This window comes from Streptomyces lycii (assembly GCF_009735685.1).
In the GTDB taxonomy this organism is placed as follows: domain Bacteria; phylum Actinomycetota; class Actinomycetes; order Streptomycetales; family Streptomycetaceae; genus Streptomyces; species Streptomyces lycii.
In genome coordinates this window covers 18,765-43,874 of the sequence record NZ_WHPN01000347.1, presented here as the reverse complement: position 1 = coordinate 43,874, position 25,110 = coordinate 18,765, and the positions used below count along the sequence as shown (strand labels likewise).

Annotated in this window: 7 protein-coding genes and 1 pseudogene; 4 read left to right on the top strand and 4 right to left on the bottom strand. The window is 74.8% G+C overall.

The features are described 5' to 3' along the window. Window positions 1-421 precede the first annotated feature (421 nt). Both GCU69_RS22460 and GCU69_RS22455 read left to right on the top strand, forming a co-directional pair. Window positions 422-2,131 (top strand): ABC transporter ATP-binding protein, encoded by a 1,710-nt coding sequence (locus GCU69_RS22460; RefSeq protein ID WP_218037966.1) that lies wholly within the window; start codon window positions 422-424, stop codon window positions 2,129-2,131. Then, window positions 2,128-3,981: pseudogene (locus GCU69_RS22455) on the top strand (ABC transporter ATP-binding protein); the annotation flags it as partial. The gene GCU69_RS22460 and the pseudogene GCU69_RS22455, both read left to right, overlap by 4 nt. 523 nt (window positions 3,982-4,504) lie before the next feature. On the opposite strand, the gene GCU69_RS22450 reads toward GCU69_RS22455, so the two are convergent. The 4 genes from GCU69_RS22450 to GCU69_RS22435 form a co-directional block, all read right to left on the bottom strand. After that, the gene (locus GCU69_RS22450) at window positions 4,505-4,723 is read right to left on the bottom strand and encodes an MbtH family protein (RefSeq protein WP_098754741.1); all 219 of its coding nucleotides are present in this window, start codon (window positions 4,721-4,723) and stop codon (window positions 4,505-4,507) included. Continuing rightward, the gene (locus GCU69_RS22445; RefSeq protein ID WP_156207008.1) at window positions 4,720-19,722 is read right to left on the bottom strand and encodes a non-ribosomal peptide synthetase; all 15,003 of its coding nucleotides are present in this window, start codon (window positions 19,720-19,722) and stop codon (window positions 4,720-4,722) included. The genes GCU69_RS22450 and GCU69_RS22445 overlap by 4 nt, the downstream gene beginning before the upstream one ends. 209 nt (window positions 19,723-19,931) lie before the next feature. Beyond that, window positions 19,932-20,978 carry an iron-siderophore ABC transporter substrate-binding protein gene (locus tag GCU69_RS22440; RefSeq protein WP_218037965.1) on the bottom strand — a complete coding sequence of 349 codons (1,047 nt, stop codon included), beginning with the start codon at window positions 20,976-20,978 and terminating at the stop codon, window positions 19,932-19,934. 269 nt (window positions 20,979-21,247) lie between these two features. Further along, window positions 21,248-22,612 carry a lysine N(6)-hydroxylase/L-ornithine N(5)-oxygenase family protein gene (locus GCU69_RS22435; RefSeq protein ID WP_098750245.1) on the bottom strand — a complete coding sequence of 455 codons (1,365 nt, stop codon included), beginning with the start codon at window positions 22,610-22,612 and terminating at the stop codon, window positions 21,248-21,250. A gap of 252 nt (window positions 22,613-22,864) precedes the next feature. Between GCU69_RS22435 and GCU69_RS22430 the strand changes: the two genes are divergently transcribed. Together GCU69_RS22430 and GCU69_RS22425 are read left to right on the top strand one after the other, a co-directional pair. After that, the gene (locus tag GCU69_RS22430) at window positions 22,865-23,812 is read left to right on the top strand and encodes a methionyl-tRNA formyltransferase (protein WP_156207007.1); all 948 of its coding nucleotides are present in this window, start codon (window positions 22,865-22,867) and stop codon (window positions 23,810-23,812) included. 307 nt (window positions 23,813-24,119) lie between these two features. Beyond that, window positions 24,120-25,094, top strand: coding sequence for an SMP-30/gluconolactonase/LRE family protein (locus tag GCU69_RS22425; RefSeq protein ID WP_098754448.1), 975 nt, complete (start codon window positions 24,120-24,122; stop codon window positions 25,092-25,094). The last annotated feature ends 16 nt before the right edge of the window (window positions 25,095-25,110 follow it).

Genomic DNA, 25,110 nt, shown 5'->3' with positions numbered 1-25,110 from the left:
GTCCGACGCACCGGCGGCACCGACAGCGCCCGCGCCACGTCCGGCACTTGAGGAACTCCGGGCGCACACCCCGCGGCACCTCGGGCGGCATCGGCACCCCGGCACGCGCCCGCCGCGCGGTGAACGGCCGTCGCCGACAGGTGCGGTGGCAGCCGCGGTGACACGTGGTGATCAAGTGCTGTGATCAAGTGCTGTGGTCGAGTTCGGTGGTCGAGTTCGGTGGTCGAGTTCGGTGGTCGAGTTCGGTGGTCGAGTTCGGTGGTCGAGTTCGGTGGTCGAGTTCGGTGGCAGGGCGCGGTGACAGGGCGCGGTGACAGGGCGCGGTGACAGGGCGCGGTGCAACAACAGGACAGCGGAGCCGGCGGGCCGGACCCGGCCCGCCGGTGGTCCGGCTCATCGACGGTCTCGGCGGAGGTAGCGGATGCTCGACGGAAGTCCAGCCGGGGGCGATGTCCTCCGGAGGGCCATCGGCGGCCAGCGTCGCCGGGTCGCGGGAGCCTCGCTCCTCGGCATGGCGCACCAGGGCTGCGAGGCGATGGTCCCCGTCGTCATCGGCGTGGTCGTCGACGAGGCGGTGGCGACCGGATCCGCCGGCGCGCTGCTGCGCTGGACGCTGGTGCTCGCCGTCCTCTTCTTCGTCCTGTCCACGTGCTACCGGACCGCGGCCAGGATCAGTGAACGCGCAGGCGAGCAGGCCGCGCACCGGATGCGTCTCGACCTCGGCGCCCGGATCCTCGATCCGCGCGGCGGGGCCGACGCGGGCCGCCTCCCGGGGGCGCTGACCACCATCGCCACCGCAGACGCCAAACGCGTGGGCGCGGTCCCGGCCGTCCTGCCGTTCGGCATGGCGGCGGTCGCCGGACTGGCCGTCAGCGCGGTGGTGCTGCTGCGCATCTCGGTGCCGCTCGGTCTGCTCGTCCTCCTCGGCATCCCGCCGCTGCTCTGGCTCGGGCACCGGATCAGCCGTCCGCTCGAACGGCGCAGCGAGGCCGAGCAGGAACACGCCGCGCACGCCTCCGGCGTCGCCGCCGACCTGGTGGCGGGACTGCGCGTGCTCAAGGGGATCGGCGCCGAACCCGCCGCCGTGTCGCGGTACCGGCTGACGAGCCGTGACTCGCTGGCCGCCGCGCTGCGGGCCGCCCGGAGCCGGGCCTGGCACGACGGCGCGATCCTCGCCCTGACCGGGATCTTCATCGTGGTCATCGGCCTGGTCGGCGCGCATCTGGCGATGCGCGGCAGGATCAGCGTCGGGGACCTGGTGGCGGCGGTCGGACTCGCGCAGTTCCTCCTCGGGCCGTTCCAGCTCCTCACCTTCTTCAGCGGCGAGTTCGCCCAGGGCCGCGCCTCGGCCGCCCGGATCGCCGAGGTGCTCGCCTCCTCCCCCGCCGTCACCCCGGGACCGCAGGCGCTGCCCGATCCGGTCGCCGGCGGGCTCCGGCTCCGCGGCGTCACCCACGGCGCCCTCCGCGGGGCGGATCTCCGCATCGAGCCCGGCAGCCTGGTCGGCATCGTGACCGGGGACCCGGCAGCGGCGGCCGACCTGCTGCTCTGCCTGGGCCGGGAGACCGACCCCGCCGAGGGATCGGTCGAACTCGACGGCGTACCGCTGACCGGGCTGGACCCCGTCGACGTACGCCGCGCGATCCTCGTCGCGCACCACGACGCGGATCTGTTCGAGAGCAGCCTGCTGGACAACGTACGGGCCCGGGTGCCGGCCGGTGCGGACGGCGCCGCGGACGGCGCCGGTCCGGCCCTGGCGGCCTCGGCGGCGGACGACGTCGCCCGCAGCCTGCCCGACGGGGTGGACACCGTCCTGACCGAGCGCGGGCGTTCGCTGTCGGGCGGGCAGCGGCAGCGGGTCGCGCTCGCCCGGGCGCTCGCCGCCGACCCGCCGGTGCTCGTCGTCCACGACCCGACCACGGCCGTCGACACGGTCACCGAGTCCCGCATCGCCGCCCGCCTCGGGGAGCTGCGCCGCGGCCGCACCACGATCCTGGTGACCACCAGCCCCGCGCTGCTCGCCACGACCGACCGGGTCGTGGTCCTGGACGGCGGCGCCGTGACCGCCGACGGCCGCCATCCCGACCTCGTCGCCACGGACGAGGCCTACCGCTCGGTGGTGCTGACATGACCGCTACGGATCCGACAGCCGCCGGCCCGGCGGGAAGCCGCCCGGAAGGAACCGGCACCGCCGGGACGGACGACAAAGGACGGACGATGAGCGGAACCAGCGCGCCCGACCGCCCGTTGCTGCCGATCGCCACCGGCGCCCGGACCTTCGCCGTCGTCCGCGCGCTGCTGCGCCGGCACCGCCTGCTGGCGCTGTCCGCGGTGACCGTCCTCGTCGCCGGGACCGGGACCGGCCTGCTGACCGCCCCGCTGCTCGGGCACATCGTCGACCTGGTCGTCGAGCGGCGCGGTCCCGAGGCGCTGACGCTGCCCATGGTCCTCCTTCTCGCGGTGGCGGTGGCCCGGGGCGTGGCGACCGCGATCGGCACCTCGCTGGTCGCGCGGCTCGGCGAGACCGTCCTCGCGAGCGTGCGGGAGCGGTTCATCGAGCGCGCCCTGCGGCTGCCGCTGGAACGCGTCGAGCAGGCCGGCTCCGGCGATCTGACCTCCCGGGTGACCGGTGACGTGGCCGTGGTCACGAAGGGGGTGCGGCAGGCGCTGCCGGAATTCAGCCGCGCCCTGCTGACCATCGCGCTGACGCTGGTCGGGTTCGCCGTGCTGGACTGGCGTTTCCTGGTCGCCGTCCTGCCCGTCGTGCCGGTCCACGTGCTCACCGTGCGGTGGTACATCCCGCGCGCCACCCCCGTGTACGCCGAGCACCGGGTGGCGACCGGCGCCCTCCAGCACCAGCTGCTGGACAGCATCGGCGGGGTCCGGACGGTGCGCGCCTACCGGCTGCACGACCGGCACACCGAGCTGCTGGAGCAGCGCTCGCAGCGGGCCGCCGACATCGCGCTGCGCGGCATCCACCTGGTGACGGGGTTCTTCTCGCGGCTCAATCTCGCCGAGTTCGTGGGGCTCGCCTCCGTCCTGGTCACCGGGTTCCTCCTGGTCGGCAACGGCTCCGTGAGCATCGGGACGGCGACCGCGGCGGCGCTCTACTTCCACAGTCTGTTCAACCCGATCAACGCCGCGCTCTTCCTCATCGACGACGCGCAGTCCGCCGGCGCGAGCCTGGCCCGACTGGTCGGTGTGTCGGACCTGCCGCCCGAGCAGGAGCCCGAACGGCCCGCCGGTCCGGCGGACGGCTCGGTCCGGGTCGACGCCCTGAACCACGCGTACGTCCCCGGGCACCCGGTGCTGCGCGAGGTCGGTCTGACGGTCCGCGACGGGGAACGGGTCGCCCTGGTCGGCGCGAGCGGCGCGGGGAAGACCACTCTGGCGAAGCTGATCGCCGGCATCCACCGCCCGACCGGCGGCACGATCTCCCTCGGCGGTGTCGACACCGCGGAGCTGGGTCCGGCCGGCATCCGGCGGACGGTGACCCTGATCAGCCAGGAGGTCCATGTGTTCGCGGGGCCGCTCGCGGAGGATCTGCGGCTCGCCCGGCCGGAGGCCGCCGACGAGGAGCTGCGCGCCGCCCTGGACCGCGTCGGCGCGCTGTCCTGGGCCGAGGCTCTGCCCGAGGGCCTCGGCACGGTGGTCGGCGAGGGCGGGCACCGGCTCACCGTGACCCAGGCCCAGCATCTGGCCCTGGCGCGGCTCGTGCTCGCGGGCGCGCCGGTCGCGATCCTCGACGAAGCCACCGCGGACGCGGGCAGCGCGGGCGCCCGGGTGCTGGAGACGTCCGCCCTCCGGGCCCTCGAAGGCCGTACGGGGCTGCTGGTGGCCCACCGGCTGCCGCAGGCGGCGGCCGCCGACCGGGTCGTCGTCCTGGACGAGGGCCGGGTCGTGGAAACCGGCACCCATGACGCACTGGTGGCCGCGGGAGGGCGCTACGCGGCGCTCTGGGCCGCGTGGTCCGACAGCCGCCGCCCTGCCGGGGACCCGAAGGCCGAACCGGGACCGGAAACAGGACCGGGAACGGAACCGGGAACGGAAGCAGGAACGGAAGCAGGAACGGAAGCAGGAACAGAAGCAGAATCCGACACGGAACCAGGAGTGAGGCCCGGAACGACGCCGGGCCACGGGCCGGCGCCTGAACCAGCCCCAGAACCGGCCTTCGGGCCGGACCGCGAACCGGGAACGGCATCGGCGGCGGAGCCGGGAACGGAACCGGCAGCATGCCCGGGCACGGCCCCGGACACGGAGCCGGGCGCGACCACGGGAGCGGCCCCGGACACGGCCCCCGGTGCGGAACCCGGTCCGGGCCCGCGGCCGGTCACGGAGGGAGCGGCCACCTCCTGACGGGCGCGTTCCCGCGCCCGCCCGACGGGCGCGCTGTCCGTGCCGGCACCGGCACCGGCACCGGAGGGGACCCCGGCGGTCACCGGGGCCCCCTCCGCGGCCGGGGCTCTCCGCCGCGCACCGGCCGCCTCTCAGCCGCCGCGTCCGCTCACCGGCCGCCCTCCTGCCGGGCGACGAGACCGGCCGGCCGCAGATCGGTCCAGTGCGCCTCGACATGGGCCAGGCACGCCTCGCGCGTGTCCTCCCCGAAGACGGTCCGCCACCCCGCCGGCACCTCGGCGAAGGACGGCCACAGCGAATGCTGGTTCTCGTCGTTGACCAGGACCAGGAAACGGCCCTCCGGGTCCTCGAACGGGTTGCTGGTCATGCGTTCCCACTCCTCACTGGCGTAACGGTGAACAGTTCCGAGAGCGGCTGCCGCGGGTCGGCGGTCGCCCGGCGCAGCAGTGTCCGCAGTTCTCCGGCCAGCCGCTCCGCCTTCGCCCGGCCGAGCAGCCCGGTGGCGTGGATCAGCGCGCAGTGCACCGGCCCGTCGCCGCGCGGCTCGTGGAAGCTGAGCGTCAGCTCCGCCCCAGCCGAGCCGGTCGGCACGGCCTCCAGCGACCCCATGCCGCCGGTGAGTTCCGCCGCCGGTGCCTGTTCGTGGTGGATCACCATGACCCGGGGTCCCCCGGGCGGCAGTCCCGTCGCCCGTACGACGGCGTCGAACGGGACGTCCTGCCGGTCGAGGGCTGCGAGTGTCGTCTCCCGCACCCGGGACAGCAGTTCCGCGAAGCTTGGGTCCCCCGCGGTGTCGGTGCGCAGGATCACGGTGTTGGCGAAGCAGCCGACCAGGTCGGCGAGCCGGTCGTCGGTGCGGCCGGCGACCATCGTGCCGATCGGCAGGTCGGTGCCCGCGCCATGGGCGGTGAGCAGGACCGACAGCGCCGAGTGCAGGACCATGAACATGCTGGTGCCGGTGGCCCGGGCGAGCCGGTCCACGTCGGCGTGCAGCCGCTCGTCGAGGACGAACGGGACGTACTCGGCGCGGTGGCCGGGGCTGCCGGACCCGCCGGGACACGGCGGGTCCGCGGGCAGCGCGGGCTTCCGCGGCAGGTTCTCCAGGGTCCGGCGCCAGTACGCCAGTTGCCGTCCGCCGGGGCTGCCCGGGTCGGCGAGGTCGCCGAGCACCTCGTGCGCCCACCGGGTGTAGTCCGTGTAGGTCACGGGCAGCGGCCGCCAGCCGGGTTCGCGGCCGTGCGCGCGCTCCTCGTACGCCGTGGCGAGGTCGCGGAGGAGGGGCACCACCGACCACTCGTCCACCGCGAGATGGTGCATCGTCAGCAGCAGGGTCCGGGCTCCGTCGGTGCCGGTGAGCAGCCGTGCCCGCAGCGGGGCCTCCCGCCCGAGGTCCGGGGCCTGTGCGGCGAGTTCGGCGATTCGTGGGTCCGGGCGGGCGCACCGTTCCCGCTCCAGCGCGGGTGGTTCGGCGGGGCGCCGCAGCACGGCTCCGTCGCGCTCGGTGAAGCGGGTGCGCAGCGGCTCGTGCCGCGCCACCACGTCGCCGAGTGCCGCGGCGAGCGCGCCGGTGTCGAGTCCGCCCGGCAGGCGCAGCGCCAGCGCGTGGTCGAAGCCGGCGTGCCGTCGGTACGACGTCCACGGCCACCGCTGTACGGGGGCGGCCGGCAGCGGGGCGCCCGCCGGCCGTCCGGCGGGGCGCAGCGGCGGCCGGGCGGCGGTCGCGCCCGGCAGCTTGGCGGCGATCCCGGCGACGGTCGGGGCGTCGAAGACGTCGCGGATGCTCAGCTCCGCGCCGAACTCGGCGCGGATCCGGCCCAGCAGCCGCATCGACGCCATCGAATGGCCGCCCAGCGCGAAGAAGTTGTCGTGGACGCCGATCCGCTCCAGCCTGAGGATGTCGCAGAACAGCGCGGCCAGCCGTGCCTGGGTCGCGGTGGCCGGGCGGGTGTCACCGGCCATGGCGGACCAGTCGGGCGCGGGCAGCGCCTTGTGGTCCAGCTTGCCGTTGGGGGTGAGCGGCAGCGGGCCGTCCAGCGGCATGACGAGGGCGGGCACCATGTACTCGGGCAGCAGCCCGGCCACATGGGCGCGGAGTTCCTGCGGGTCGGGCCCGCCGCGGCCGGGCAGGTCACGGCCCGGCTCCGGGACGACATGGGCGACCAGCCGGACGATGTCGCCGTCACGGGCGGGCAGTACGGCGGCCCGGCTGACGGCGGGGTGCGCGGCGAGCGCGGCCTCGATCTCGCCGAGTTCGACGCGGAAACCCCGGATCTTGACCTGGTCGTCGACCCGGCCGAGGAAGTCCAGGTTGCCGTCGCGGCGCCAGCGGGCGCGGTCGCCGGTGCGGTACATCCGGGCGCCGGGCGGGCCGTACGGGTCGGCGACGAACCGCTCGGCGGTCAGCCCGGGCCGGCCGAGGTAGCCGCGGGCGAGGCCGCGCCCGGCCACGTACAGCTCACCGGCCACGCCCGGGGGGACGGGCGCGAGGCGGTCGTCCAGGACGTAGCAGACCGTGTTGGGGTCCGGGACGCCGATCGGCACCCGGCCGCCCGGCCGGAGGGCTGTCCGCCGGGACGGCCGGGAGCGCCAGAGGGTCGAGTTGACGGTGGCCTCGGTCAGTCCGTACGCGCAGATCAGATGGGCGGTGGCGGCGAACCGTTCGAAGAGGTCCGGCGGCACGGTCTCGGTGCCCACCAGGACCGTCGAGCCCTCGGGCAGTTCACAGCCGGCGGGCAGCGCGGAGACCAGGGACGGGGGCAGGATCATGTGGCTGATGCGCTGTTCCGCCAGGAAGCCGGTGAGTTCCGGCCCGGCGACGCGTGCCTCGTCGGGGACGAGCACCAGCCGACCGCCGTGGCACAAGGCCATGCACAGCTCGAACACGAAGACGTCGAAGCCGATCGAGGCGAACTGCAGGACCCTGCTGTCGCGTTCGAGGTCCATCCGGTCCACCGCCGTGGCGACGAGACCGGGGATGCCCTCGTGCGGGACCACGACGCCCTTGGGGCGGCCGGTGGAACCGGAGGTGTAGATGACGTACGCGGCCTCCTCCGGGCCGGCCGGGGGGCCGGCCGGCGCGGAGGGGGACAGCCCGGCCAGCTCGGTGACGGTCCCGGGGGCGTCGAGCAGGATCACGGGAACGCCCGCGACGCCGGGGATCTTCCCGGCCACCGGTTCGGTGCCGACCACCAGGGCCGCCCCGGAGTCCTCGATCATGTAGCGGAGCCGGTCGGCGGGGTGGACCAGGTCCAGCGGCAGGAACGCGGCACCGAGCTTGAGGGCGGCGAGCACCGTGGCGATCATGTCGGCCGAGCGGGGCACGGCCACACCGACCACGCTCCCGGCACCGGCCCCGTGGGCGGCCAGCAGCCGGGCGATCCGGTTGGCGCGGGCGTCCAGTTCGGCGTAGCCGACCCGCACGGACCGGTCCACGACGGCGACGGCGTCCGGCTGTTCGGCGACGAGCCGGCCGAACAGGACGGGCAGCGAGGCGTCCTCGACCTCGCGGGCGGTGGCGTTGAAGGCCTCCAGGACCAGGTGCCGCTCGTCGTCGGCGAGTACGGGGACCTCGGAGAGGGGCCGGTCGGGTGCGGCGGCGACGGCGGCGACGAGGGCCGTCAGCCGCTCCCCGAGCCGCTCCGCCGTTTCCGCGTCGAAGAGTTCGGTGGCGTACTCCAGGCGGCAGCCCAGGGAGCCGGCCCCGCCCCCGGCCGGTGCCCGCTCGGTGAAGCTGAAGACCAGGTCGAACTTGGCCGAGCGGATCCGGAACGGCACGTGGACGACGTCGAGTCCGGCAGGCCGCCCTTCGCCGCCGGTGCGGTGGTGGTAGCCCACCATGACCTGGAACAGCGGGTTGCGGGCCGGTGAGCGCGTCGGGTTGAGCTTCTCCACCACCGCCTCGAACGGCACGTCCGCGTGGGAGAACGCGGCCAGATCGGTGTCCCGGACCCGGGCGAGCAACTCGGTGAAGGCCGGGTCACCGCTGACGTCGGTGCGCAGCACGAGCGTGTTGACGAAGAAGCCGACCAGATCGTCGAGGGCTTCGTCGCCGCGTCCGGCGATGGGCGAGCCGAGCGGGATGTCCGTACCGGCGCCCATGCGGTGGAGCAGGGCGGCGACGGCCGCGTGCACCACCATGAACATGCTGGCGCCGCTCTCCTTGGCCAGCCGCTTCAGGCCCCGGTGGGACGCGGCGTCGAACTCGACGGCCAGTTCCGCTCCGGTGAAGGACGGGCGGGCCGGGCGGGGCCGGTCCGCGGGAAGCTCCAGTTCCTCGGGCGCGCCGTCCAGGGTCCGGTGCCAGTGGTCCAGCTGGCGGGCGGCCAGGCTCTCCGGGTCGGCGGGGTCGCCGAGCAGCCGCCGCTGCCACAGGGCGTAGTCGGCGTACTGGACGGGCAGCGGCTGCCACCGCGGTGCCGTGCCGGACCGGCGGGCGTCGTAGGCGGCGGCCAGGTCCCGCAGGAACGGCCGGTCCGACCACTCGTCGGTGGTGATGTGGTGCAGCAGGATCACCACGACGTGCTCGGCGGGCCCGGTCTCGACGACGGTGACCCGCACCGGCAGCTCGGCCGAGAGGTCGAAGGGACGGTTGACGGCCGCGTCGACGATGCCGGCCACCTCGTCCTCACCGGCCCGCACGTGCTCCACCGGCGGGTGTGCCCGCCCGGCGGGCAGCACCCGCTGGTACACCTGGCCCGCGCGCTCGGTGAACACCGTGCGGAGCGCCTCGTGCCGGTCGGTCACATCGCCGAGGGCCGCCCGCCACGCCGCCCGGTCGAAGGAGCCTCGCAGCCGCATCACCAGCGGGAAGTTGTACGCGGCCGAGGCGCACTCGATCTGCTGGACGACCCACAGCCGCTGCTGCGCGTGGGACAGCGGCAGTTCGGCGGGCCGTTCACCGGCCGTGAGGGCGGGCCGGGCGGCACCGGCGGGCCGGGCGGCACGTTCCGCCAGTTCGGCCACGGTCGGCGCCTCGAACAGGTCCCGGATCGCCAGTTCCGCCCGCAGCGCGGTCCGGGCGCGGCTGATCAGCCGGGTGGCGAGCAGCGAGTGCCCGCCCAGTTCGAAGAAGTCGCTGTCGATCCCGACGCCGTCCTCGGCCAGGCCCAGCACGTCGGCGAAGAGCGCGCACAGGGTCTCCTCCCGCGGCGTCCGGGGCGGGCGGCGGACGCCCGTCCCGGTGAAGTCCGGTGCCGGGAGGGCCCTGGTGTCGAGCTTGCCGTTGACCGTCAGCGGCAGCGTCTCCACCGTCATCAGGGCGGCGGGGACCATGTAGTCGGGAAGACCGGCCTTCAGGTGCTCGCGCAGCCGCCGGACGAGGGCGTCGGCGGCCCGGGCGGACCCGCCGGTCACAGGGGCGTCCGCGGGCTCGCCGGTCACAGGGGCGTCCGCGGGCTCACCGCTCTCGCCGCCGTCCGCGGGCTGCCCGGTGGCCGTGGCTGCCCCGGCTGTTCCGGCGTGTGCGGCCGCTCGGGTCCCCCCGGCCGGCGCGGCTTCTCCGGGGCCGGGCGCCGATGCCTTCTCCGGTACGACGTAACCGACCAGGCGCTGCGTACCGGCCGTCCGGGCCGCCACCACCGCCGCGTGCGCCACCTCGGGGTGCGCGGCCAGGGCCGTGGAGATCTCGCCCGGCTCGATCCGGTATCCGCGGATCTTGACCTGGTCGTCGGTGCGGCCGAGGAAGTCGATGAGGCCGCCGGGCCGCTGCCGGACGAGGTCGCCGGTGCGGTACATCCGCTCGCCCGGGGCGCCGTACGGGTCGGCGACGAACCGCTCCGCCGTCAGCCCGGGCCGGTCGTGATAGCCGCGGGCCAGGCCGGTCCCTGCGATGTACAGCTCACCGGGGCAGCCGGGCGGCACCGGCCGGAGCATGGCGTCGAGCACATGGGCGCGGGTGTTGCGGATGGGCCTGCCGACCGTGGGAGCCGGGCTGTCGGCGGTGGATCCGCCGAGCGCGTTGATCGTGTACTCGGTCGGCCCGTACAGGTTGTAGCCGTAGCAGCCCTCGGTGTCCCGCAGCCGGGTCCACACCTCGTCGGACACGGCCTCGCCGCCGAGCAGCACCAGCGCGGGACGGTGCCGTCCCGCCGCCTCGTCCCGGTCGAGCAGTCCCTCCTCGATCAGCAACCCGGCGTACGTCGGCGTCACGTTGACCACGTCGACGCGGTGCTCGTCGCAGTACGCCACCAGGGCCTCGGCGTCGCGGCGCAGCTCCTCGTCGCAGATGTGGACCTCGTGCCCCTCGACGAGCCACAGCAGCTCCTCCCAGGACATGTCGAAGGCGAACGACACGGTGTGCGCGATGCGCAGCCGCCGGCCGCCGGCCGACGCGATCGCCGGGTCGAAGATCTCCCGCTGGTGGTTGAGCTGCATGTTCGTCAGCCCGCGGTACGGGGTGACGACGCCCTTGGGGCGGCCCGTGGAGCCGGAGGTGTGGATGACGTAGGCGGGGTGCTCGAGCCGGTCCCGCACACCGCGCGCGAACGCGGGCCGCTCGGCGTCCGTGACCTCGCCGGAGGGCAGAGCGGCGAGTTCGGCGGTGACGGCCGGATCGTCCAGCAGGATCTCGGGCACCGGCGCACCGGCGTCCCCGCGCAGCGCCGGGGCGACGGCCGTCGTCGACAGCAGGCACAGCGGCCCGGTGTCCTCGACCATCAGGCGCAGCCGGTCGGCGGGGTGGTCCAGGTCCAGCGGGAGATAGGCGGCACCGGTCCGCAGCACCGCGAACAGCGCCACCACCGTCTCGACCGAGCGCGGCAGGGCCAGGGCGACGACCCGCTCCGGTCCCGCGCCGCGCGCCAGCAGCAACCGGGCCAGCCGGTTGATCTCCGCGTCCAGCCCGGCGTAGGTCAGGGCGCGGTCCCCGCAGACGAGTGCCACCGAGTCCGGTGCACGGGCCGTCCGGAGGGCGAGCAGGTCGGCGACGGTCGCGTCGGGCAGCGGCTGCCGGGTGTCCGCCCGCCCGGCGGCCAGTGCGGCACGCTCCGCGGGCAGTAGCAGGTCGACGCCGGAGACGGGCACGGCAGGGCCCGCCGGAGTGTCGAGGGCATCGGTCAGCCGCTCCAGCACGGTCGTGAACCGGGTGAGGATCCGGGTCGCCTCCTCGGCGCCGAACAGGTCGGGCCGGGCCGCCAGGGTCACCCGCAGCCGGGTGCCGGGTGTGACGATCAGGGTGAGCGGGAAGTGGGTGCCGTCCACGTTCGACACATCGGTGATGCCGTGCCGGCGCCTCAGCTCGGCCGCCCGTTCCTCGCCGTCGTCCGAGCGGAGCACGAACAGCGTGTCGAAGAGCTTGCGGTGGCCGGTCTCCTGCTGCAACGCCCCGAGGCCCACGTACTCGTACGGCATGACGGCCGCGCGCTCCGACTGCGTGCGCCGCAGCAGGCCGGGGACGGACTCGCCCGGGTCGAGGGCGACCCGGGTCGGGACCGTGTTGAGGAACATGCCGATGATGCCGGCCGAGCCGGGGATGTCCGTGGGCCGCCCGGCCACCGCCGTGCCGAACACGACGTCGCTCCGGCCCACCAGCGCCGACAGCACCATGCCCCAGGCGGCGTTCAGCACCGTGTTGAGGGTGAGCCCGTGCCGGCGGGCCAGCGCGCGCAGCCGGTCGCCCGTCTCCCGGGGCAGCACCGCGTCGTGGTCGGCGGGGATCACCGGGTCGCCGTCACGGCGGGCCGGCGCGACCAGGGTCGGCTCGTCGAAGCCGGAGAGCGCCGCGGACCAGGCCGCGATTGCGGCCGTGCCGTCCTGCTCGTCCAGCCAGGCCAGATAGTCGCGATAGGAACCGGCGGCCGGCAGACCGGTGCCGTCACCGGCCCGCTCGTACAGCGTGAACAGCTCCTCCAGGAACAGCCAGGCGGACCAGCCGTCCCACAGGACGAGGTGGTGGGTGACGACGAGCCGGTCCCTGCCGCCGGGCAGCCTGATCAGCAGCAGCCGGCAGAGCGGCGGCGCGGAGAGGTCGAAGCGCTTCCGGCGGTCGGCGGCCAGCAGTTCGCCGACCCGCGCGTCCCGGTCGTCGGCGGGAAGTCCGGTCAGGTCGGTCTCCACCAGCGGGATCTCCGCCCCGTCCACGATGAACTGCACCGGTCCGGGCAGACCGTCGCTGGTGAACCCGGCACGCAGGCCCGCGTTGCGCGCCAGCAGGGTCCGGGCCGCCGCCCGCAGCCGGCCGGCGTCGACCCGGCGGTCGAAGTCCAGCGTCTCCTGTGACAGATAGACGTCCAGCGCTCCCACGTCGTAGCTCGCGTGGAAGTACATGCCCTCCTGGAGCGGGGAGAGCGGCCAGATGTCGGCGACCGGCAGCCCGGCCCGTGACTCCACCCGCGCGGTCTCGTCCGGGGTGAGCGCGAGCCCGCCCAGCGGTGCGGGGGCCGCGGGCGCCGCCGGTTCGGCGGAGGCTGCGGTCAGCCGGTCGAGCAGGGCCCGCAGGGCGGGGTCGGGCTCGGCGCCGTCCTGCCGGGCCAGCACGGCCCGCAGAGCCGCGGCGGCGCGGCTTGCATCTTCCGCGGCCACCGTCACGTCCGGCCGGCCGGCGGTCCGCGAGGCCGTGTCCGGAGGTTCCGTGGCGGGCGCGGCGCCTTCCCCGGATACGGGGCCTTCGCCGGAGACGGCGCCTTCCCCGGGCACGGTGTCGTGGCGGGCCGCGGGGGCGAGCGCGGCGACGGGGGCGAGCGCGGCCGGCGTACGGCGTTCGAAGACCTCGCGGGTGCTGACCGCCAGTCCTCGCTCCCGGGCCCGGGTGGCCACGGCGACGGCGGTGAGGCTGTCGCCGCCCAGCACGAAGAAGTCGTCGTCCACGCCGACCCCGGGCACCCCGAGTACGGCGGCGTAGATCTCGCAGAACGCGCGCTCGCGATCGTCACGCGGCTCCCGGCCACCGCTCCCGGCGGCCGCGGCCGGTGCGGGCAGGGCGTTCCGGTCGAGCTTGCCGCTGGGAGTCAGCGGCAGCTCGTCGAGGACGACGACGACGGCGGGCACCATCGCGGCGGGCAGCGCGTCGGCGAGCGCGGAGCGCAGCGCGCCGCCGTCCGGAGCGCCGGCACCGGAGGCGCCCGCGCCGGACGCGGGCACGGCGTAGCCGACGAGCACTCCGTCCCGGACGGTCACGGCCGCCTCGGCGACATCCGGCCGGGCCGACAACGCGGCCTCGATCTCGCCCGGTTCGACGCGATGACCGCGGATCTTCACCTGGCGGTCGGTCCGCCCGAGGAACTCGACGGCTCCGTCCGCGCGCCGCCGCACCAGGTCACCCGTCCGGTACATCCGCCCTCCCGGCCCGCCGCCGGGGACTCCGGCCGACGCGGCACCGTACGGATCGGCGACGAACCGTTCGGCGGTCGGGCCCGGCCGGCCGTGGTAGCCCCGGGCCAGCTGGACGCCCGCGAGATACAGCTCACCGGGCACCCCGTCGGGAACCTGCCGCAGACAGGGGTCCAGCACATGGAGCCGCGTGTTCCACACCGGCCGGCCGATCGGGACGGACAGCTCGGTGCCGCCCTCGTACGGGAACCAGGTCACGTCCACGGCCGCTTCGGTGGGCCCGTACAGGTTGTGCAGGGGCACCGGGCCGCGGCCGGAGCGGGAGGTCAGTTCCGACCAGCGCCGGGCCGTCTCACCGCTCAGCGCCTCCCCGCTGGCGAACACCCGGCGCAGGCTCGCCGCCCATTCCGGCTCGTCCGAGGCGGCCTCCAGGGCGCGGACGAACGCGGTCAGCATCGAGGGCACGAAGTGCAGCGTCGTGATCCGTTCGGCGCGGATCAGCCCGGCCAGATAGGCGGGGTCGCGGTGGCCGTCCGGCCGGGCGAGGACCACCGCGGCCCCCTCGGTGAGCGGCCAGAAGAACTCCCACACCGATACGTCGAAGCTCGACGGGGTCTTCTGCAGCACCCGGTCGTCCGCGTGGAGCCCGTACTGGCCCTGCATCCAGGCGAGCCGGTTGACGATCGCCCGGTGGGTGACCGTGACGCCCTTGGGACGCCCGGTGGAGCCGGAGGTGTAGATGAGATACGCGGGGTGGTCGGGGTCCGGGCCGGCGACCGGCGGCTCCGGGACGTGACGGGGTTGGCGGCGTTGGCGGGGCTGGCGGGGGTCCCGGATCTGCGCCGGGGCCGCGGTCCGCTCCGCCGGGGGTGCCGCCTCGGCCGTCCCGTCCAGGGATTCCGCGGCGCCGGTGGGGTCTTCCGGGGCCGTGGACGCCGCGGTGCCCGCGGTCTCCGCCGGTTCCGTGGAGGCCGCCGCGTCCGTCGGGGCTTCCGGGGCCGCGGTCCGCTCCGCCGGGGGTGCCGCGGCGCCGCTCTCTTCCGGGTCCGCGCTCCGTTCCGCGGCTCCGGCGTCTTCCGCGTCCGCGCTCCGTTCCGCGGCTCCGGCGTTTCCCGCGTGTGCGGCGTCATCGAGGACGAGCCGTTCGGGCCCGGCCGTTCCGGGCAGCCGCCCGGCCACCGCGGTGGTGGTCACGACGGTGCGCGCGCCCGAGTCGGCGAGCATGTACGCCACCCGGTCGGCGGGGTAGTCCGGGTCGACGGGCAGATAGGCGGCGCCCGACTTGAGGACGCCCAGCAGTGCGACCACCAGTTCGGCCGAGCGCGGCACGGCGACGGCGACGACGCGCTCCGGTCCGGCGCCCCCGGCCCGGAGCCGTCGGGCCAGCAGTCCGGCGCGCCGGTCCAGTTCCCCGTAGGTCAGCGTGGTGCCTTCGAAGACCACGGCGGTGGCCCGTGGCGTGCGCGCCGCCCGGGCCGCGAAGAGGGAGGCGAGTGTGGCGTCGGGCACGGCGCGGGCGGTCGCGTTGAGCCGGTCCAGGCGTTCGTGCTCCCGCTCGGACAGCAGGTCGAGCCGGGCGACGGTCCGGCCGGGGTCGGTGACCACCGTCCGCAGCAGCGACTCGAACCGGCGGGCGAGTGCGGCCACCGTCAGCCGGCCGAGCCGTGCGGCATCGTGCTGGAACCGCAGGGCGAGCCACTGCCCCGGATGGACGATCAGCGCCAGCGGGTAGTGCACGGCGTCGAACACCTCGACACCGGTGATGCGCGGACCGCCGGCGGCCGCGTCAGGGCCGGCCTCAGCAGCAGCGGCGTCGGCGTCCGGCCCGGGCCACGGCCCGCCGGCCGGCAGGCCCTCCCCCGGCAGCCGCTCCCCCGGCAGCCCCCGCCCCGGATAGTTCTCGACCACCACGAGCGTGTCGAACAGCTCCCCGCCCCCGGCCGCCCGCTGGATGTCGGCGAGCCCCAGGTGCTGGTGGTCCAGCAGACCCGCGTGCTCGTCCTGAACCCGTCGCAGCAGCTCGACGAGCGACTCCCCGGGCCGGGTGCGCACCCGCGCGGGGACGGTGTTGACGAACAGCCCGACGGCGGAGCCGAGCCCGTCCGCCTCGGAGGCCCGTCCGGACACCGTGATGCCGAACACCACGTCCGAGCTGCCGGTGAGCCCGCCCAGCAGCAGGCCCCAGACACCGTGCAGGACGGTGCCGAGGGTGAGCCCGTGGCGACGGGCGAAGGCCGTCAGGTCCGCCGTGAGCCCTTCGGACAGCCGGACGTCGACGTGCTCCGGGCGGGCGGCCCCCGGCGCGCCGTCGCCGGCCGTGGTGTCCGGTGCCAGCCGGGTCGGCCCCGGGAGGCCGGACAGCGCCGCCCGCCAGGCCGCCCGGGCCGCTTCGCGGTCGCGGGCGGCGAGCCGGGCCAGATATGCGTGCGGGTCCGCCGGGACCGGCAGCTCCGCCCCGCGGTAGGCCGCGAGGAGTTCGCGCAGCAGTACGGCCACCGACCAGCCGTCGGCGATGATGTGGTGCAGGGTCAGCAGCAGCCGGTGCCGCCGCCCGTCCCGGACCAGGGTGGCCCGGATCAGCGGCGGGCGGGCGAGGTCGAACCGCTCGGCGCGGTCCGTACGGAGCAGTCCGGCCAGTTCGTCCGCCCCGGAGATCCCCGTCTCCCGCCACGGCAGCGTGACACCGTCCGCCAGCCGCTGCACCACGCGGCCGTCGGGAAGCTGGCGGAACGAGGCGCGCAGCAGCGGATGCCGGTCCAGCAGCCTCTGCAGGGCGTCGCGCAGCCGGCCGGCGTCGACGGGACCGGCGAGGTCCAGGAGTTCCTGTACGACGTAGAGGTCCGCGGCCCGCTCGTCGAACCGCGCGTGGAAGAAGAAGCCCTCCTGGAGCGGGGACACCGGGAGCGCCGTCTCGTCCAGCGGCGCCGTGCCGGGCAGCGCCGGACCCGCGCCGTCGGCGACCGAGCCCGCCGCGGCGGCGAGCGCGGCCACGGTGCGGCGGCGGAAGACGTCACGGGGGGTGATCGTGAGACCGGCCGCCCGGGCCCGGTCGACCAGCTGGATCGCGACGATGCTGTCACCGCCGAGTTCGAAGAAGCTGTCGTGAACGCCCACCGCCGGCAGGCCGAGGACCTCGGCGAACAGCCCGGCGAGCACGGTCTCCTCCGGTGTCGTCGGCGGGGCGTCACCGGCCGTCGCCGCCCAGTCCGGCTCCGGCAGCGCCCGTGCGTCGAGCTTTCCGTTCGGAGTCAGCGGTAGGGGCCCGTCCAGGACGACGACGGCCGACGGAACCATGTGGTCCGGCAGGGTGCCCGCCACCTGGGCCCGCGCCGCCGCCACGGCGGCGCGGGTGTCCGCACCCGCGTCGCCGACCAGGTGGGCGACGAGGCGCTCGGTCCCGCGGTGGTCCTCGCGCAGCAGTACGGCCGCCTGGGCGATGCCCGGGCAGGCCATGAAGGCGCTCTCGACCTCACCCGGCTCGATCCGGTGGCCGCGGATCTTGAGCTGGCCGTCGGCGCGGCCGAGGAACTCCAGGTTGCCGTCGGCACACCAGCGGACGCGGTCACCGGTGCGGTACATCCGGGCGCCCGGCGGGCCGAACGGGTCGGCGACGAACCGCTCCGCGGTCAGCCCCGGACGGCCCAGATAGCCGCGGGCCAGGCCGCGCCCGGCCACGTACAGCTCACCCTCGGCGCCGACGCCGACCGGACGCAGCGCCGCGTCGAGCACACGGCAGCGGGTGTTGGGGTCTGGCCGGCCGATCGGGACGGGCCCCTGCCGGCCGGGGTCCGCGGCCCACAGGGTGGAGTTGACCGTGGCCTCGGTCAGTCCGTACGCGACGACGACGCGCAGCCGCCCGGCCCAGCGGGCGATCAGTTCGTTCGGCACCGCCTCGGTGCCCACGACGAGCACCGCCCCCTCGGGCAGCTCGCAGTCCGGCGGCAGCGCGGCGACCAGCGACGGCGGCAGGATCATGTGGGTGGCGCCGTGCTCGGCCACGAAGTCCGTGAGGGCGGGCCCGGCGACCCGGCGCCCGGCGGGGACGAGGACGACCCGGCCGCCCACGCACAGCGACATGACCAGGTCCCAGACCGTCACGTCGAAGCCCGCCGAGGCGAACTGGACGACCCGGCTGTCCGCGTCGACGCCGATCCGGTCCGTGGCCGTCGCGATCAGGCTGCCGATGCCGTCGTGGGTGACGACCACGCCCTTGGGGCGGCCCGTGGAACCCGAGGTGTGGATGACGTACGCGGCCTGGTCGAGGGGGACCGGCACGCCGGGGTCCGTGTCACCGGCCGCGTGGAGCGCGGCGACCGTCGCCGCCTCGTCCAGCAGCACGCGGGCGACCGAGTCCGCGGGCGGCTGCTCGCCGGCGAGTTCGCGCGTCGTGACGACGGTCCGTGCCCCGGCGTCGTCGAGCATGTACCCGATGCGCTCCCGCGGGTGGTCGGCGTCCAGCGGCAGATACGCGGCACCGGCCTTCATGACCGCCAGCAGGGACACCACCAGCTCGGCGGAGCGCGGCACGGCCACGGCGACGACGTCCTCCGGGCGCACCCCCCGCTCGATCAGGACGTGCGCCAGCCGGTTCGCGGCGGAGTTCAGCTCCGCGTACGACATGGTGCGGCTGCCGACCGGACCCGCCCCCGCCCGGTCCTCGTACACCAGCGCGACGGCGCCCGGCGAGCGGCGCGCCTGCCGTTCGAACGCGGCGGGCCAGGACAGTTCGGGCACCTCGCGGGGCGCGGCCCCGAACTCCTCCAGCAGCCGGGCCCGTTCCGCGCCGGTCACCAGCTCGACACGGGCGAGAGGGCGGTCGGGGTCCGCCGCCATCGCGTCGAGGAGCAGCAGGAACCGGCGTTCGTGGCCGGCCAGTTCCTCCGGGTCGCACACGGCTGCGTCCGCGTCGAAGTCGATGCGGACGCGGCCGCCGGGGTGCCGGCTGACGGTGACGGCCAGATCGCCGGCCGGGCCGAGCCACAGCGGGACGATCCCGGCCTCCTCGCCGCCGAAGCGCGGGTGCTCGCCGCCGGGCAGGACGTTGACCGTCGGGCCGGCCAGTTCCGCCACCCCGCCGGCCAGGCCCAGGTCCCTGGCCAGGTCCTCGGCGCGGTAGCGGCCGTGCGCGACGGCCCCGGTGATCTCCCGGTCCACCGCCGCCAGCAGGCCGGCCGCCGTCGTGTCGCCGCGCACCGCGACGCGCAGCGGGACCACGTTGGACACCATGCCCGGGACGTCCCCGGTCCCGTCGTCCGGGCGGGCGGTGACCGGCAGACCGAGGACGAGGTCCTGCTCGCCGGTGACCCGGTGCAGACAGGCGGCCACGGCCGCGACCATCAGCCGGGACAGCCGGACCCCCGCGCGGCCCGCGGCCCCGCGCAGCCGCGCGGTGTGCTCCGGCGCCAGCTCCACCGTCCGCCGGACCCGCCGCGTCATGGGCGTGGACGGGCGCCGGACGAGGCGGGCGGGCTCCGGGCGGCCGGCCAGCCGGCCGAGCCAGAACTCCCGGTCGGCGCGGAAGGACTCGGACGCGCGGTAGGCCCGGTCGGAGTCCAGCAGCCGGGACAGTGCCCAGTCGGGCGCGGGCCGCCCGCCGTCCGCCGCGCCGGCCGAGTAGAGTTCGCCCGCCCGCCGGGAGATCAGCGCGACGCCGGCGCCGTCGAGGACCATGTGGTGGTACCGCTGGTACCACAGGACACGGTCCTCGCCGAGGCGCAGCAGCGCCTGGGCGAACGGCGGTCCGGCGGCGAGGTCGACCGGGCGGCCGCGCTCGGCGTCCGTCCAGCAGGCCGCCGCGGCGCCGGGATCCGGTTCGCCCCGCAGGTCGACCACGGTGACGTCGACCGGGAACGGTGCGGGCCTCTGGCGCGCCCCTCCGTCCCCGGAAGTGATCCGGACCCGCAGGCACTCCGCCTCGCCCACCGCCCGGCGCACGGCGGCCGCCAGCCGGCCGAGGTCGGTGCCGCCCGGCAGTTCCAGCAGGAACGCGATGTTGTGGGCCGAGCCGCCGGGCTCGATCTGCTGGGCCATCCAGATGCCGTTCTGGGCACCGGTCACCGGCATTCCGGTAGCGGGCGTCCGCTCGGACTCGGCCTCGAACATGGTCGGATCGCCTTCCCTGGTCGTGCGTCGGCGTCGCGCGTCGCGCGCGGAACGCCGTACGTCGTGTGTCACGCCTCGTGTGTTCACGCCTCGTGCGCTACGGCTCGTGCGTCACGGCTCGTGCGTCACGCGCGGTCCGTCGTGCGCCGTACGCCGTGCGTCCTGCGTCCTGCGTCGCGCGGCGCACGGCGTACGCGGCGGTGGAGCGGTTACTCGACGGCCGTCAGGAGCGGCTCGATCTCGTCGATCGCGTACGGGATCGACAGGACCGTGTTGAAGGAGAAGGCCGCGCCGATGTCCGGGTCCTGGTAGGGGACGAACAGGTCGCGCTTCTCCTGGGAGACCTCGAGCTTCCGGTAGAACGGCTCGGCCTTGATGCGGTCGTTGGCCTCGGTGCTGGAGGTGACCCAGACCAGCCGGTCGACGTCGAGCACGTCCAGCTTCTCGGCGCTCAGCTCGGCGACGTTCCAGCCCGGCTTGGCCAGGGTGTCGATCTCGGGTTCCAGCTTGAACCCGAGTTCGGAGAAGAAGATCGACTTGGGGTCGGTGCTGGTGAACGCCGAATACTTGCCCGCCTCGAAGCTGTCGGCCACGGCCAGGGTCGTGTCGGCGAACTCGGGGTGTTTGCCGCGGACCGCCTCGAAGCGCGCGTCGACGTCCGCGATCTTCTTCTTCGCCTCGTCCTCCTTGCCCAGCGCCCTGCCGATCTGCCGGGTCATCTCCTGCCACGGCGCCCCGTAGTCGGCGTGGTCCTTCGGCTGGGCGACGACGTCGGCGATCTCGGACAGCGTCTCGTACTGCTCCTTCTTCATGCCGGAGTACTGGGCGATGATCAGGTCCGGTTCGAGGGCGGCGATCTTCTCCACGTTGTACTCGTCGCGCTCACCGACGATCTCCGGCCGCTCGGAGCCCCACAGCTTCTCGGCCCACGGCCACTCGCCGTACGGCCGCTCCTTGAACCAGTCGACCGAGCCGACCGGCTTGACGCCGAGCGCCAGCACCGCGTCCTGGTCGGAGAGCCCGAGGGTGACGACCCGCTTCGGCTCCTCCTTGATCTCCGTACTGCCGTACTTGTGCTCGACGGTGACGGGGAAGGCGCCGGCGGCGGCGCCCTCGTCGCCGGCCGGGGCCGTGTCGTCGTTCCCGGTGTCGCTGCCGCCGCAGGCGGTCAGGACCAGGGTGACGGCGAGGGCGACGGCCGCGCTCGGCAGTCTTCTGGCGAGTCCCCGCAGCGGGGTACGTGGTCCAGCGGACACGGTGGTTCCTTACGTTGTAGGCGGGTTGCTTTCGGTCACTCGTAGGATCGAGAGACCCGGGGATGCTGGGTGTGAGTCCTGGGGACGGCCGTTCGTGCCGGGCCGGGACCGCCGGGTGACGCCCGCGGGCACGGGCACCGTCCGGCCGGCGGCGTACGGGGTGCTCGGCGTGGTGGGGAACGAGGGCGCGGGCGCGGCCGCCGGGGCCGTCGGGCGAGTCGCCGGACGGGGTGCCGGGCCGGGTGCCGTCCCGGGCCCGGGTCCGGGATTCACCGCCTCGGCTGGAGACGCGTGCCGATCTCGCCGCCGGCGTCGCGGGGCAGGGCGGCGGCCGGTTCCCGGCGCCGGCCGACGATCGACTCGAGGATCTCGCCGACCCTGATGGCGGTGTTCGACAGCAGGGAGGACGTGATGCCGTGCGTGTGCTCGGTGCCGCCCTGGAGATAGATCCCGCACCGCAGTCCGGGGTCGGCCGCGACGCGGTAGTCGCGCTCGACGCGGACCCGCCCCTCGTCGTCACGGTGGCAGTGCTCGCCGATCTCGCCGAGCAGCCCGAGGCCGTCGGCGGGCCGGTAGCCGGTGGCGTACACGACCACATCGGCGTCCAGGGGGGTGCGCTCGCCGGTGACCAGCGACTCGACGGTGGCGCGCACCTGGTCCGGGGTCTCCGCCACGTCGGTGAGCCGGGACACATTGAGGAAGCGCAGCCGTTCGGCGCCGAGGACCTTCTCCTGGTACGCCTGCCGGTACAGCTCGTCGATCAGGTCGATGTCGACCACGGCGTAGTTGGTGTTCGCGTGGTAGTCCATCAGCTTGCGCTTCACCCCGTCCGGGGCCCTGAAGTAGTCGTCGACCGCCGAGGGGTCGAAGATCCGGTTGGCGAAGCTGCTGTCGTCCGCGGGGCTGTAGCCGTACCGGGAGAAGACGGCGCAGACCTCGGCCTCGGGGAAGCGGCGGTGCAGATAGGCGACGTTCTCGGCGGCGCTCTGGCCGGCACCGACGACGACGAAGCGCGACGGCCGGGTGCCGTCCAGGGAGTCCACCCGCGCCAGCAGGTCGGAATTGTGCCAGATCCGCTCGGTCCGCTCGACACCGTCGGGCATCTGGGGCCGCAGCCCCGTGCCGATGACGAGGTTGCGGGCCCGGTGGACCACCGTCTCCGCGCCCGAACGCGCCGTCACATCGACGCACTCCACCACTCCGTCGCGTACGACGGGACGCACGGCGACGACCTCGTGGCCGTAGGACACCATGTCGTCGACCTGCGCCGCGGCCCACTCGAAGTAGTCGTGGAACTCCACCCGGAGCGGGAAGAGGCTCTTGCCGTTGACGAAGTCGATCAGACGTCCCCTGCTCTGCAGGTAGCACAGGAAGCTGTACTCGCTCGACGGATTCCGCACCGTCACCAGGTCCTTGAGAAAGGACACCTGCATGGTCGCGTCGTCGATGAGCATGCCGCGGTGCCAGCCGAAGGACGGCTGCCGCTCGAAGAAGTGAGCCGTGACCGCCTCCTGCCTGCCGACGCGCGCGTTGTGCTCGCTGAGCGCTATCGCCATGGCCACGTTGGACGGCCCGAAGCCGATGCCTATCAGGTCGTGGATCGGTGGTGCGTCGGCAGGAAGAGCCGGTGACATGTCACTCCCATCGTGCGGGGGCAGCCGCTTGTCAGGCGTGGGGGCATACGGGGAGCAGGGCACGCCGGCAGAGCGACGACCGAGCGGCGAACTTAGGTAAAGCTAACCTCATCTATCAGGCCTGTCGACAGGGCAAAGCGGACACTCGACGGCCATGAGGGCGCGAACTGCCCTTGCCGTGCGCCCCATTGCACACTTAGGTAAGCCTTGCTTTACTGAGCCGCCGGTCCATCGCTGCTCCGAGGAGGAACCATGCGGGTCGTCATGTTCGGGTTTCAGACCTGGGGGCACCGCACCCTGCGCGCGCTCCTGGAGTCCGAGCACGACGTGGTGATGGTCGTGACCCACCCCCGGAGCGATCACGCGTACGAGAAGATCTGGAGCGACTCGGTCGCCGACCTCGCCGAGGAACACGGCGTGCCGGTGCTGATCCGCAACCGGCCGGACGACGAGGAGCTGTACACCGCCCTCAAGGAGGCCGACCCGGACATCATCGTGGCCAACAACTGGCGGACGTGGATCCCCCCGCGCATCTTCGGTCTGCCCCGGCACGGCACGCTGAACGTGCACGACTCGCTGCTCCCCCGGTACGCGGGCTTCTCCCCGCTGATCTGGGCGCTGATCAACGGCGAGAGCGAGGTGGGCGTCACCGCGCACATGATGGACGAGCAGCTCGACGCCGGCGACATCGTGGTGCAGCGCGCGGTGGAGGTCGGGCCGAGGGACACGGCCACCGACCTCTTCCACAAGACGGTCGGCCTCATCGCCCCGGTCACGGTCGGTGCCCTGGCCCGCATCGCGGCCGGCGAGACGGAGTTCACCCCGCAGGACCGGTCCCGGGCGAGCTTCTTCCACAAGCGGTCCGCGGAGGACATCCGCATCGACTGGAACTGGCCGGCCGAGGACCTCGAACGCCTCGTGCGCGCCCAGTCGGCCCCGTATCCGAGCGCGTTCACCCACCACCGGGGGAAGCGTCTGGAGATCGTGTCGGCGGTCGTCTCCGAGGGCCGCTACGGCGGCACACCCGGCCGGGTCTTCTACCGCGAGGGCGACGGTGTGGTGATCGTCGCCGGTGCCGACGCCCGTACCGGCCGCAACCACGGCCTGGCCGTCACGCGGGTGCGCACGGCGGAGGGCGAGGAGCTGCCGGCGACCGACTACTTCACCTCGATGGGCGGTTACCTCACCAACCGTCCCTGACGACACCGGGACGACACGAGGACGACACGACGCCAAGGGGGCCGACGCGCCGAGTGGGTGCAGCCCGTACGCGCCGTGCGCCGGCCGCTCCGGCACGGCAACGGCACGGCACGGGGCAATCCGGCAGAACGGAGCCCGGCAGCCCCGGTGGCGAGGCGGCGCGGGCGCGAGGCAGCGCGGGCGCGAGGCGGGCGGGGCGGGCGGGCACCCCGGGAACTCCGCCGGCCGGCGGTCCGTTGCCCGGTGGCGATACGTTCGACGCGTTGCCGAGTTCGCCGCCCCAATCCCTTGCCGGAGGCACCGAACCATGACTCCGAGAACCACGGCTCCGACCCGCACCCTCCCCTCCCGCCGCACCGTGCTGCGCGGCGCCGTCGTCGCCGCGCTCGCGACCGGCGCGGGAGCGTCCGCCGCGACCGGCGCAAGCGCGGGTGACCTCGCGTCCGGCCGCTGGCCCACCGGGTTCCCGCTCCCCGACGGGTTTCTTCCCGAGGGCATCACCATCGGTGGCGGCCCGTACGCCTACATGGGCTCCCGCGCCAACGGCGCCGTCCTCCGCACCGACCTGCGCACCGGTCGCGGCCGCGTGCTCCACCGGGGCACCGACGGCACCGCGGCCATCGGCCTCAAGATCGACCGCGACGGCCTGCTCCACGTGGCGGGCGGCGCGGGAGGGACGGCCGCGCTCATCGACTCACGCACCGGCGCGCTGCTGGAAAGGCGCCGGCTCACCGACCCGAGCGGGCACTTCGTCAACGACGTGGTGCTGCACGGCGACCGTGCCTGGTTCACCGACTCGCGCGACGCCGTGCTCTACGGCGTCCCGCGCGGCCGCACCGGGGGCGAGGTCCGCCGGCTGCCGCTGACCGGTGACTGGGTGCAGACCCCGGACGTCAACAACGCCAACGGCATCGTGAGCGCCCCGCACGGCCGGGGCCTGATCGTGGTCAGCAGCACCCCGGGCCGCCTCTACCACGTCGATCCGGAGAGCGGGCACGCCACCGAACTGACCCTGATCGGCGCCGAGGACGTCGCCAACGGCGACGGCCTCGTCCGCGTGGGCCGCACCCTGTACGTCGTCCAGAACCGGCTCAACCTGATCGCCGTGTTCGAGCTGGACGGCCACCACACGGCGACCCTCCGCCGCACGATCACCGACCCGCGCTTCGACGTCCCCACCACCGCGGCCCGCTGGCGCGACCGCCTCTACCTGGTCAACGCCCGCTTCACCTCCCCGCAGCTGCCGGACACGGCCTTCGACGCCGTCGCCGTACCCGCCTGACCGGGCCGGCCCCGCC